At 35.1% G+C, this 12,920-nt stretch carries 10 protein-coding genes and 2 pseudogenes; 1 reads left to right on the plus strand and 11 read right to left on the minus strand.

What is annotated here, in order from left to right; genetic code table 11:
• Window positions 1-79 precede the first annotated feature (79 nt).
• From F8M42_RS00845 to tnpA, 6 genes and pseudogenes are all read right to left on the minus strand, one after another.
• On the minus strand, window positions 80-1,486 hold the full coding sequence (locus tag F8M42_RS00845; protein ID WP_182187549.1) for a PTS transporter subunit IIC: 1,407 nt from the start codon (window positions 1,484-1,486) through the stop codon (window positions 80-82).
• A 123-nt stretch (window positions 1,487-1,609) separates the two neighbouring features.
• Window positions 1,610-1,924 (minus strand): PTS sugar transporter subunit IIB, encoded by a 315-nt coding sequence (locus F8M42_RS00850; protein ID WP_182187550.1) that lies wholly within the window; start codon window positions 1,922-1,924, stop codon window positions 1,610-1,612.
• A 12-nt stretch (window positions 1,925-1,936) separates the two neighbouring features.
• Complete coding sequence (locus tag F8M42_RS00855; protein ID WP_182187551.1) at window positions 1,937-2,398, minus strand: PTS sugar transporter subunit IIA; 462 nt, start codon at window positions 2,396-2,398, stop codon at window positions 1,937-1,939.
• A gap of 30 nt (window positions 2,399-2,428) precedes the next feature.
• The gene (locus F8M42_RS00860; RefSeq protein ID WP_182187552.1) at window positions 2,429-4,387 is read right to left on the minus strand and encodes a BglG family transcription antiterminator; all 1,959 of its coding nucleotides are present in this window, start codon (window positions 4,385-4,387) and stop codon (window positions 2,429-2,431) included.
• 323 nt (window positions 4,388-4,710) lie between these two features.
• A complete protein-coding gene (locus F8M42_RS00865) occupies window positions 4,711-6,228 on the minus strand; it encodes a phosphohexomutase domain-containing protein (protein ID WP_182187553.1) in 1,518 nt (505 codons plus the stop codon).
• A 224-nt stretch (window positions 6,229-6,452) separates the two neighbouring features.
• A pseudogene (gene tnpA / locus F8M42_RS00870) lies at window positions 6,453-6,767 on the minus strand (IS200/IS605 family transposase); the annotation flags it as partial.
• Window positions 6,768-6,835: 68 nt separating this feature from the next.
• On the opposite strand from tnpA, the gene F8M42_RS00875 reads away from it, so the two are divergent.
• Window positions 6,836-8,056, plus strand: a complete 1,221-nt coding sequence (locus tag F8M42_RS00875) for an IS256 family transposase (RefSeq protein ID WP_182187554.1) — start codon at window positions 6,836-6,838, stop codon at window positions 8,054-8,056.
• Window positions 8,057-8,082: 26 nt separating this feature from the next.
• On the opposite strand, the pseudogene F8M42_RS00880 reads toward F8M42_RS00875, so the two are convergent.
• The 5 genes and pseudogenes from F8M42_RS00880 to F8M42_RS00900 all read right to left on the minus strand — a co-directional run.
• Window positions 8,083-8,235: pseudogene (locus F8M42_RS00880) on the minus strand (transposase); the annotation flags it as partial.
• A gap of 100 nt (window positions 8,236-8,335) precedes the next feature.
• Window positions 8,336-9,562 carry an ISL3 family transposase gene (locus F8M42_RS00885; RefSeq protein WP_182185806.1) on the minus strand — a complete coding sequence of 409 codons (1,227 nt, stop codon included), beginning with the start codon at window positions 9,560-9,562 and terminating at the stop codon, window positions 8,336-8,338.
• Between the two features lie 274 nt (window positions 9,563-9,836).
• Window positions 9,837-10,631, minus strand: coding sequence for an ABC transporter ATP-binding protein (locus tag F8M42_RS00890; protein WP_182187555.1), 795 nt, complete (start codon window positions 10,629-10,631; stop codon window positions 9,837-9,839).
• On the minus strand, window positions 10,631-11,512 hold the full coding sequence (locus F8M42_RS00895) for an ABC transporter permease (RefSeq protein ID WP_182187556.1): 882 nt from the start codon (window positions 11,510-11,512) through the stop codon (window positions 10,631-10,633). The genes F8M42_RS00890 and F8M42_RS00895 overlap by 1 nt, the downstream gene beginning before the upstream one ends.
• 22 nt (window positions 11,513-11,534) lie before the next feature.
• The gene (locus F8M42_RS00900; protein WP_182187557.1) at window positions 11,535-12,542 is read right to left on the minus strand and encodes an ABC transporter substrate-binding protein; all 1,008 of its coding nucleotides are present in this window, start codon (window positions 12,540-12,542) and stop codon (window positions 11,535-11,537) included.
• Window positions 12,543-12,920 lie beyond the last annotated feature (378 nt).

Raw genomic sequence — 12,920 nt, forward strand, 5'->3', positions numbered from 1 at the left:
CAGAAATTACTCCAATACTTATTATTTCATAATCGCAAATGTATTGGAGTAATCAAATTTCTATCTACAAATTATAATTTTAATCGTCATCCTTTACATTCATCATCGCTTGTTTTTCCATGAAAGCGTGTAATGCCGGTCTATATTTTCTCATAAGGAGATAACAGATTATATATACAATAACCACAACTGCAATTAACGGATAACTTTGCCAAACAAATGGCAAATATATCAGCATTGCTACCGGTTGCCCTAAAATTACTAAACTAGTTACCAAAGCAGCACCAGTTGTTAAATTAATCCCTACCACTCCAACAACCTGGCTAAATTGTGGTGCTGTATAACTACAAACAAATAATGTCATGGTAAACCAAATTAATCCTGATATAACTGTCTTAATAACATTTCCATTTGCCATTGCTACAATTGGTTGAATTAAATAAGGCAATGCTACTAAGTCAATCATTGGTAACGTTTGATTCCCAGGTAAAATAAACGATATTAAAAGCAAAATTGGCATCATAATAATGCCTGATATTAAAGTGGCTGTTTCACCATAACCTGTTGCATCATTGACGGATAAGTACCATTCTCTTCCATTGCCACTGACACCCTGCAATGATTTTTTACTAGCTTCCGTTATTGCTGTAAATGAACCAGCAAATATTGCAGATACTTTAGGAAACACTGCCATAACAGCTGAAGTGGCAACACCACATGTAGCAATTTTACCCCAAGTAGCTAATTCCCCCAGTCCATGGAATTGTCCAATTATACCTATCAATAGTCCGAGGAATAACCCTAATGTCATGGGTTCTCCTATAAATCCTAAATTTTTTTGTAAAGTACTTGGATCACTATGCAATTTATATAACCCAAATTTATTCATTATATATTCCATTATTACTGCATATGGCCCATTAGTTACAGTATGCAAAGAAGCTAAAGTGCAATTAGGATATTGATAATATGTAGACCATCTCTTTTCAATAACTTCTGCACACATAACTGTATACAATAATTGCATTACCATACATCCTAAACTCAACCAAATACTATTGGTAATAAGATAAACCATTGAACCCCATACAAAATAAGAATAATTATTCCATAAATCTCCAGGTTGGAATACATTTACATATCTTGTTAAAAATAATACTGTTTGCAATATTATCGCAATAGCTACAAACATCATTCCAACTTCGGTAGAATATGCTACAATTGATGTTGTTTGCCAACCAACATCAAATACTGGTAAATTCACTCCTGTATCCTGAACCATTCCATTTATAATTGGCGTTATAATAGGTGCATACGCATTTATCAACAGAAAAAATCCCATCAACCCAACAGCAGCTGACAGTGCTGAAACAAATGCCTTTTTGGGCTTGACCTTTAAACATAATGCAATAATAAATATTATTACTGGCACAAAAACAGGTGCACCAAATGTTGAAAAAAAAGTCTTTAATATACTAAAAAACATTTATATTACCTCCTGATATATTATATTCATAACAAAAACAGCTATACTTAAAAAATCTCTTCATGTCTACTGGTTCGAAAAGATTTCATATTATTAATACTAATGAAAACATGCTATTCCCCTTCAAATTGGATATTTACCTATTTTTTTTAATACATCTATTGCTTTTTGTATAAAATCATCCTTCCCCATTCCTGTAACAAGACCCATCGCATTTATTGCTGGAACACCACAACTATCAACAATAGGACTAGCAAAAGCGATAAAATCAAATTTTTCTCTCATAGTATAGTTTTCTATTTCACTTGGATTTGCTTCTGTTGCATAAACATCGTAGCCCATTTCACCAAAAATATCTTTTATTTGATTTGCTACCATCGAAGATGTGACTACTCCTGAACCACATATAGTTAATACTTTAATCTTAGTCTTGCTCATAAATAACACTCCTTACATATTTTTAATATATTTATATATTTCATTAGTATTTTGGGTATTTCTCATAATGTTCATAAAAGCTTGATCATTAAATAAATTTATCAAATCTTGCAATATCGATATTTGCTGTACTGATTGCATTGTTAAAACAAATGCAAATCTGACCATCAATTTTTTATCCGTAGTTCCCATCTCAAAAAATGATAATTTATTTTTAAATCGTATTATTGAAATCGTACTTTCTTTGACAAATTTAGGGTCGCAATGTGGAACTGCAATTGCATCTGGCTCCATTGGAAGTGCTGTAGGATATAACTTTTCTCTTTCGATAAGACCTGTTGCAAAGTTTTCATTCACTATTCCTTTCTTGTATAATTTTTCACCGATCTCCTTAAAAAATATAAATTTGTTATTAAAGCTCATATCTAAAAAAATTTGATCTTCTTTAAAAAAGACCTTATTTTGCTCATACATTTACCATGTCTCACCCCTTTCATTTAATTATTACTTACTATAAACAGTTGTAGCTGATTTTAATATAGAAATAAAATCAACTGAAGACTTTGCTAAAATAAGTTCATCGATTAACTTATCATTGCTACATATTAATGATAGTAAATCAAATATTCTAGCAGTTTCTTCTTTTTTATTACCTGTAAAACCAACATAGAATACAAGTTTTACATTATTGCCATCAAACCATTTAAGCCCTTCAGAAAATATAGAAACAGAGATAAAATTAACTTTTGATGCACTTCTAATTGGATGTGGCATGGCTAATACATATCCAATATGTGTTGATTGCAATTTCTCTCTTTGCATTGTTAAGTAGTAAAAAGATTTATAATCATCTATATAACCTAATTTCCAAAAATTTTTAGCCATTTTCATTATAAGATCATTAACGTTTTTTACTTTTGGATTTAAAAAAAACACTGTTTCCTTAAAAATATCCTCTGGTACCAATTTACTAGTTAAATAGTTTTTTATTTGTTTTATTACTAAATTATTCAATTCAAATGGAATTAATAAAAAGTTTTTAATAAAAAAATTATGTAATTTTCTCAGTGATTCTGTTGATAAAACAAATTTATATTTTTTTAAGACTTCTTCATTTATTGCATATGGCGATAAAATATCTATTCTTTTAATATACGACCGTAGATAAAACATTAATTCATTTTTCAGTAATAAAACTTTGCCTAACCGCATTTCTGTAACTAATAATACGGTAGGTAACGTATTTTCTAATTTCTGACTTTCTAATATTGCACCAAAATGTATCGTTATATAATAAATTTCAATGTCATTTAAGTCATTACTAAAATTCTTTTTAAACAAACGTTTATATATCATCGCCATTTCATAGGCTAAAATGAATTTATTTTTTACAAACTCTAAACTTTGCTTATCAGAAATCTGTAGTTTATATTTTGATCTATTGCAAAGTCCTACACTATGGTAGTACAATGCATCATACCCTTCATGTTCAGTTTTTATTTCAATACCAAATGTCTGTTTTATAGCATAATATACATCTTTTAGGAAACTATCAACTGCATTTAAATTATTATTTGGTGTGCAATGTCTTAGTATGCAGAAACTTAAATAGTAAACCTCTTCTTGTGGCAAATTTATATCAAAATTAACTCTCAAAAAATCAGCTATCTTATTAGCGATGTTTCGTTCTTTACTATCTATCATTTTTATTGATATTCTTGAATCATTAAACTGTACATAAAATCCACTTTTATTTCTACTTATAATAATTACTATATGTATTAATAAATTTGTAACTTCTAATCCTAAAAACGAATCATATGCATTCCTTAAAATATCAACTAAAAAATCTGATAAAATTTTTATTCCATTAGTAGATAAAACATTTTTATTTAAAATACTATCATATGAACGTATAAGTAAAAAATTAGCATTTATATATCGAGATAAAGCAGACCGTATGTCACCTTCATTTCCTTCTACTTTTATTCCTTTATTAGGCTGACTAACAATAAAAATCCTGTCTTCTTTTAACATAAGTTTAGCTAATTTTAAATCAGTATGAAGTGTCGACAATGATATATTTAAATATTCTGCCAAATCGTTCAGCTGGACAAAATTCTTTTCTGCTAATAGTCTTTGTAGTAATAATACGACTCGATCATTTTGTACATTTAAATCTATATATGATCCCTCACTATAAATACCATACGTCTGATTATCATGCACTATTAACAAATATCCTCTTGTTCGTTGGCTACATATCTCAACTCCAAGCTGTTTACTTATGTTTTTTAATTCTTTTATATCATTTTTGACTGTACGGGATGATACTTCCAATGTTTCAGCTATTTGGTCGCTTGTTATATAATCTTCTTGTCCATTTAAATATGCTAAAATTTTTTTTTGTCTTGAAGTTAATAAATTCTTTTTTTGGTCATTAGCAATATTATCTTTATTCATGTTTTAAATCTCCATATTATTTTGTAGTATAAGGTATATATTTATTCAAATCAGCCCAACGACATAAAAATAAGACAGCCTTTTCATAAATTACCTTTACTACTTTATCATCATTTATACATTTCTAATATGTTTTTATTACCATGACTATTTTTAACTGTCTTTATTATATATACATAAAAGCAAGTATTTAATACTAAGTATTTCCCTTATAAGGGAAATATTAGCATTTAGGGTAAAAAAAGCACCCAATAAACGGTTAAAACCATAATTGGGTGTTTTCCTTTTTTATATGCAATAACAACTAAAAAACAGTAATTCAGCTATTCTTTCAGGGCACTAGTATCCAGCTTATCAAATCCAGCCAAAAGTTCCCGCATTACAGCAGTTATTTTACTGCAGTCGCCTTTGCCGTTTCCTTCTACATTGAGCGGCATTTTAGGATCATGCAGTGACTGTCTCAGCAGAGCCCAGCCATTTGCATTGCCATTAAATGATAACCGGACGCCTTCATAAGAAGGTGTTACTACGGTATAACCTTTTTCTTTGGCACGTTCTTCAAAGGTTTTAAGGACATTTTGCCCATAAGCTTTAAAGTCTTCACATTTTATCGTCATACGGTATTCAGCTTCTTCAAATATCGGCTGAAGCTTTTCTATAAGGCTTTCAAGTGATTTATCTTCTTTATTAGCGACTGCAGCCGCAATTAAAAGTTTTACAGCAAGATAAGCACCATCATCCAGATAATAATTTTCCTTAAGTGCACCATGTCCGCTTGTTTCTATTGCCAAAGGTGATATTTCTCCCTTGGCATTAAGACGCTTGCATTCATTGATGACATTCTTGTAACCGCGCATATACCGATGATGCTTTAAATGAAGCTCATCCTGCAGGAAGCTGGTGAGCTTATCAGATGTTACTGAATCGGTAATAATGGTTGAATTAGGATAATCAGGTGCCAGAATAGCCGCCATCATAGCGATAAGAGCATCGCGGCTGATTTCCCGCCCATCAGAAAGCACTGCTGACATACGGTCAACATCCGTATCAAAAATAAGTCCTAAATCAGCCTTATTTTTTATGACTGCACTGCGCAGTGCCTCCATTGCCTGTTTATTTTCAGGATTAGGTATATGATTAGGAAAATGTCCATCCGGTTCCAAAAATTGACTGCCTTCAGTATCAGCGCCAAGCTGTCCCAATACTTTTTCCACAAAAAATCCGCCAGCGCCGTTACCGGCATCAACTACAACATGAATGCCTTTCAGAGGATGATAGAACTCATCAGAATTTATCCCTTTACGTATCTTTTCACAAAGGTCCTGTGCATAGATATCTATAAGACTGCATTTTTGCGCTTTTGTAGTATCGGCATCAAGTACTGTCATTTGTACCGCGATTTTCAAGACATCAGTCAGATCATTTTTTTCCATTCCGCCGTCGATCGTAAAAAATTTCAGGCCATTACGGTTAAACGGCAAATGACTAGCCGTTATCATAATAGATCCGTCAAATTTAGTCTGATCATATACCAGTGACATATACATAGCCGGAGTCGTCGCCAAACTGCAGTCATAAGCCTGTGCGCCGGAACCTATGATTGCCTTTAATACCTGTTCCTTTAACGCAGGTGCTGAAATACGTGAATCATGTCCTACAGCGATCTTCAGATCAGATGCCGCCTTGCCGGATTTATCCGCAAACCATTTTATGAATGCTGCTGTAATGCGATTAACATATTCACCAGTTAAAGTTACAGGCTCTCCTTCAACCCCATCCAATGCTACCCCACGGACATCACTGCCGTTTTGCAAATTCAATATTGCTTTATCATCTGACATATATATCCTTCCTCTCGTTGTCTCTATAATATATGATAAATACATTTTTCATCCAAGGCAATATTTAAATCAAATAATATCGAATCATGACCACCCGTAAAACGGGTGGTTTGCACAACGGCTATAAGCCGTTATTATTAGGCCAGCGTCTAAAGGCGCTGGCTTTCACTTTGTTCAAGCCGCATTGCCCTTGCCACTTTGGCCGCTCCTAAAGGAGCTATATATTAATTTCTAAATGGATCTGCATATTCTTTTACACTAAGTTTATCTAAAGCTATATCATGTTTATCTTGTTCTTCTATATATTTTCTTATTGTAGCTTCGTTTAAACCTACTGTTGTTACGTAATATCCTTCTGCCCAAAAGTGCCGATTACCATACTTGTATTTTAAATTTGCATGTTTATCAAATATTTCTAAAGCTGATTTCCCCTTCAGATATCCCATAAAACTTGCTACACTTATTTTGGGTGGTATACTTACTAACATGTGTACATGATCTGGCATCAAATGTCCTTCTATCAATTCAACTCCTCTATATTGGGTAGTGTAAAATAGTTTGTGCTTTTGAAAAAAATCTGTAGAATGAAGATATGGAGGTCAAAAGCATGGGACTATTAACGAAAGAACAAATTCGGGAACTCATTAAAGAACGAAACATAAAGACAACTAGCGATATTTCGGCAATGCTCAAGGATTTATTTAGTGAAACGATGCAGGAAATGCTGGAAACTGAAATGGATACGACTCTGGGCTATGGTAAAAATGAAAACTCTGCCAAACAAACCGACAATCGCCGCAACGGTCATAGCAAGAAGACTGTGGTTAGTGAATATGGTGATACCGAATTGCTTATTCCTCGCGATCGCGAAGGCGAACATGAACCTTTAATCGTAAGAAAACATCAGAAAAATTTGACCGGCATTGAAGAACAGATCATTGCCTTATACAGCAAGGGAATGACAGTCAGAGATGTTCAAGATCACCTAAATCAACTATATGGCATTACCGTATCGCCAACTTTGATTTCCAACGTAACCAATAAGCTCATGCCCTTGATCAAGGAATGGCAAAGTCGGCCAATGGAGAAGACCTATGCTGTCGTTTTTTTGGATGCGATTCATTATAAAGTGCGTCAGGAAGGCACCATTGTAAACAAGGCTTCCTACATGGTTATTGGCATTGATTTAGACGGACGTAAAGACGTTTTGGGAATGTGGATTGGCGAACATGAAACCTCAAAGTTTTGGCTAGTCGTATTAAATGAGTTGAAAAACCGCGGCGTACAGGATGTTCTCATTTGCTGCGTTGACAATCTGAAGGGATTTAACGAAGCTATTGGAGCTTGTTTCCCTGAGGCCGAAATTCAAAAATGCATTGTTCATCAAATTCGTAATTCCATTCGCTATGTATCCTACAAGGATGTGAAGAAAGTACTGGCCGATTTAAAGCCGGTCTATACGGCGGCGTCGGAGCCGCTGGCACTAGAATTCTTGGAAAGCTTTGAAACGATATGGGGCAATAAATACCCCTTGATCGTCAATTCTTGGCGAGCTAACTGGTCAGAACTATCGACCTTTTTCAAGTACCCACCGGAGATTCGGAAAATTATTTATACAACTAATATGATTGAAAGCTACCATCGGCAGCTTCGGAAAGTAACGAAGGGAAAAAGCATTTTCCCTAATGACGAATCACTGCAGAAGATGCTCTATCTAGCTACTATGGACGTTCTAAGAAAATGGACGGGCCGGGTTCAAAATTGGGGACAAATTCTGCTGCAATTATCCGTTTTTTTCCCCGATAAAGTAAAATCTGCTTTATCTTAATTAGGAAAAAAGCACAAAACTATTTACAGACCCCTATATTGGCACAATGTTTTTAGTATTTTACCAATATCTACACGGTATTGATTATAGATTACTTTTCGTCTATACTTAGGTGTAAATACTATATGGTATTTGCACAACCATTTTGTATGTGCTAAGTTATTGGTTTGATTTGCCACATGATCACCTTTCTTTTCCTTAATAGCGGCTTGAACACTACTATTATCTTACGAAAGGTGATTTTTTGGTTCAACGTCAATAGTTGGGGTAATAAAAGATTCAGACAATAATTACGAAGGGAAAGCAGGGGTAGATTATCCTGCTTTTTTTTTCGTAATTAGCAATAAATAATAATCTGTTACGAAATCTATTAAAGTTCCTTACACCAAAACATATTCTCTTTAAAACTTTAGTCCTGTTATTGCAGCCTTCTGTATAACCGTTAGTATATCCTGTAAGTACGGCTCTCCTTATAGGATGAATCCATTTGCGTACACTTTGAGCCATAGTAAGGAATTTATCTATATTGTAGCTTTCTACAAGCATGAACCATTTGCTCAGACGCTTATTGAACTGTTCCTCCGTTTTACTGTCCATAACTTTATAAAACAACTCTTTTAATACATAAGCTTTCTTTAAGCGGGGCGCTATTTTTAGCATATTAGCAAGCTGTTCTTTTTCTTCTTTTCCCAAATAACGTTTCCGCTTTAGTAAAATAAATCGGCTTTTCTTGAAATAACGCCTGCGTATATCGGTGAATTTCTTTTGTTCCTGCTTGCGCACATATTCTATAACCCAGTTGGCAAGACGCACTGTATGAAATTTATCGGTTATTACCTTGGCCTCAGGGAAGCATCTGGTCATAATGCTGCGGAACTGGCTGCTCATATCCATTATTACATATTTTACTTTGAACCTTTCTTTAATATCTGTGTTTGTAAGATAGTTATAGATATCTTCACTGTTCCTGTTAGGCAGTATATCCAGTATCTTCTTCTTTTGTGGATCGGTAATGATACACTGGAATTTATAACCTCCGGCATTGCCCTTGAATTCATCTATGGAGATTATGGCAGGAAATTTATATATGTGCCGGTATTTAATATTCTCTATAGTTCTTGCTACCGTACTTGGAGAAACATTGCAGATATTAGATATCTGTTTCATATTCAGTAAGTTAGTGCAGTTATAAAGGATTTGTTTTTGTAAATTGGTGGTAACGGATCTGTATTTGGGCAGCAGGTTATTCTTCTCTGGAATTTTCTTACCGCAGTTAGGACATACATAGCGGCGTTTCTTTATGAATATTGTATATGGTGAACCTGGAATGGGTATATGTTTAATCTTTTGCAGGCGATAGTCGTGAATTTTTGTAGTCACAGCTCCGCATTCAGGACACACATGCGGTTTTACGGGAAGGCGCAGCGTGAAGGTTTTATTTACAACATTTATTACTTCAAGCCCTTCTAAACCTAATAATTGTATAGTATAATTTTCCTTGAGCATAAAATAATCCATCCTTTCTTTTATTGTGTGGTGCTTTAATTGTAACGGATTTATTTATTTTATGCTCTTATTTTTTTGCAAAAAAATAATGCTGAAGTAAGCTTGAATTTTTGCTTACCCCAACATTTAGTGTACAACCCGAAAAAGAAAAACGTTGGTTAGACCTTTCGGACGCCCCTTGAGGGGCTTATGTTAGTAATATGCCCTTCCAGGGCTAGAACAAGCCTCCAGTTTACTGGAGGTCATGACTCGTGCTGTTATTTTATTTAAATCATTAACTCAGTAGCATGCGATCGTTGTCAATTTCGCTGCCGGAAGCTTCTTCAAACATCGCTAATAAATCTTTTACGGTAAGGTTTTGTTTTGTTGCGTCTTTTACGTCGATGATGATTCTACCGTTAAACATCATTACCAAACGATTGCCAAATCGCAAGGCATCACGCATGTTATGTGTGATCATTAATGTTGTGAGGCGGCGGTTATTGATGATACTATTAGTAATAGTCAATACTTTTTCGGCTGTTTTGGGATCTAAAGCCGCTGTGTGTTCATCAAGTAGAAGGAGTTTTGGATTGGCCATTGTTGCCATGAGTAGTGTCAGTGCTTGGCGTTGTCCGCCGGATAAAAGGCCTACCTTGCTTTCTAGACGGTTTTCAAGTCCCAGATTTAACGTAGATAACAATTGACGAAAATGCTCCCGGTCGCTTTTGGGGGCACTCCAGCGTAAAGAAGGAGCTTTACCACGGCGGGCAGCAATTGCCAGATTTTCTTCGATCATCATGCCGGCAGCCGTACCCATCATCGGATCCTGAAATACGCGGCCAATGAATTTGGCACGCTTATGCTCAGGCCATTTTGTGATGTCATAGTCATCAATGACTATTTTTCCCGTATCAACGAAAAACGTTCCTGCGATGGAATTCATAAGTGTTGATTTACCGGCACCGTTTCCACCGATTACAGTGACAAATTCACCGGGCAGCAAATGCAGCGAAACATCACTGAGAGCAATTTTTTCAGTTATGGTCCCAGGGTTGAAGGTTTTAGATACATTTTCCACTTTGAGCATTATTTTGCCATCCTCCGCTTTCTGTTATTTAATTTTGCCTGAAATAACGGCAGAGAAAGTGCAAGAGCCACCAGTACGGCTGTAAATAACTTTAAGTCATTGGGGGGCATACCCATTTGCAGAACGACAGCAATGACTACACGATAAACAATGGAACCTAATACTACTGATATAAGACAGTTCTTAAAACTCTTGGTGCCAAATAATACTTCACCAATGATGACGGAAGCCAGACCAATGACGATTGTACCCACTCCCATTCCAACATCGGCAAAACCATTGTTTTGTGCCACAAGTGCACCGGATATGGCAACAAGACCGTTGCTCAATAAAAGGCCAAGCATTATTGTGATATCGGTGTTGATTCCATTAGCACGAATCATATGTTGATTGAATCCGGTAGCACGAATAGCGGCGCCTATTTCTGTACCAAAAAACCAATAACTAACCAGTCCGACAATCGATACGGCAATCAACCCGACAATCAATACTATGGATTGGACATCAAATGAAACAGGGAATATTGTAAAAATAGTATCGACCTGTAATAATGAAATATTAGCTTTACCCATAATCCGCAAATTTATTGAATAAAGAGCAATCATAGTCAAGATGCCGGCTAATAGAGCCGGTATTTTTAATTTTGTGTGTAAAAAACCTGTGATTGTACCACTGATCATACCAGCGAAGCAGGCGGCAACTATAGCTGTGATAGGATTGTGACCACCTGTCAAAAGTGCCGCTGCGGTAGCGGCACCTAATGGAAAACTACCTTCTACTGTGAGATCAGCAATATCAAGAACTCTGAATGTGATATAGACACCGATGGCCATTACTGCCCATAAAAGGCCTTGGGATATAGTAGGAATAATAAGATCCAAATTAGATTCTCCTAGTTCATTTTTATTCTATGATGTCAGCACCTTTGAGAATATCATCAGGAATGGTAATACCTAGTGTTGCTGCATCTTTTTTATTTACTGTTATTTTAAGATCTTTGGCTGTTTCGATGGGCATGTCAGCAGGTTTCGTTTTACCGTCTAATATGTCTGCTGCCATGTGGCTGGTTTGGATACCTAGTTTATAGTAATCTATGCCATACGTAATGAGACCGCCCTGTTTAACCATATTTGGTTCGCCACAGATAACTGGGATTTTGGCAGGGTCAGTTATTGAAGTGAGTGTCGGCATTGCCGAGGCTATCACATTGTCGGTGGGTTCATAGAAAACATCAACTTTTCCGGTCAGACTTTGAACTGCCTGCTGAATATCATTGACGGTTGATACGGTTGCTGTTTCAACTTTGAGACCCTTTGATTCGGCATATTCTTTCATGAGATTTACTTGTATTTCAGAATTTATTTCACTTGATGAATAAACTGTGCCGATTGTTTTGGCATTAGGAAATAATTTGATGAGTAGATCTATCTGTTCTTTAATAGGACTCATATCGCTGGTCCCGGTTATGTTTCCCCCCGGTTTTTCGTTGGAAGCAACGAGTTTTGCACTTTTGTAATCTGTAATGGCTGTTCCAACAATGGGGATATTTTTAGTAGCGTTGGCAACAGTTTGTGCTGCCGGAGTGGCAATAGCACAGATCAGATCATCTTTATCAGATACAAATCGTTCGGCAATGTTTTTGAGATTGGATTGGTCAGCTTGGGCATTTTGCTGATCTACGGTAATGTTTTGGCCTTCTACATAGCCGCGTTCTTTTAATCCGTCAATAAATCCCTTATTGGCAGCATCTAATGCATTGTGTTCGACTAGCTGTACAACGCCTATTTTAAAAGTTTTTTTGTCACTGGTGTCGTTGTTGGCTTTTTGGGAACCACAGCCGGCAATAAGACCTATTGCCAAAAGTGCTGTGAGAGTTAAAGCCGTATTCTTCCATTTTTTTGTTATGAACATATGATAGCCGCACCTTCCTAAATTTGAATGGTAATATATGAATTAATATTCTTAATTATACAAGATTACAAAGTAAAAATCTACTTTAAATTGTAGTGTACGGTATATTATAAATTGCTTTTATATAATTCTGATATTTAATAAAAAAATAACAGATATGGAAAAAGTAAATATATAATATGATTTTTAATATAGCATTATTCGATATGTTGTTTACTGTTTCTACGTTGGGGAGTGTTTCGATACGCCAGTAAATTGGCATATTATCAAAACAATTGATCATAGGTGAAAAATGAATTTCCTCTGCAGAATAGTGAATTCAGAGATATCAGTCAAGCATTTTTATTTGGTTTTAATGAATGAAAATTTAAAAATATT

The sequence above is a fragment of the Pectinatus frisingensis genome (genome assembly GCF_014076555.1).
Classification (GTDB): domain Bacteria; phylum Bacillota; class Negativicutes; order Selenomonadales; family Selenomonadaceae; genus Pectinatus; species Pectinatus frisingensis.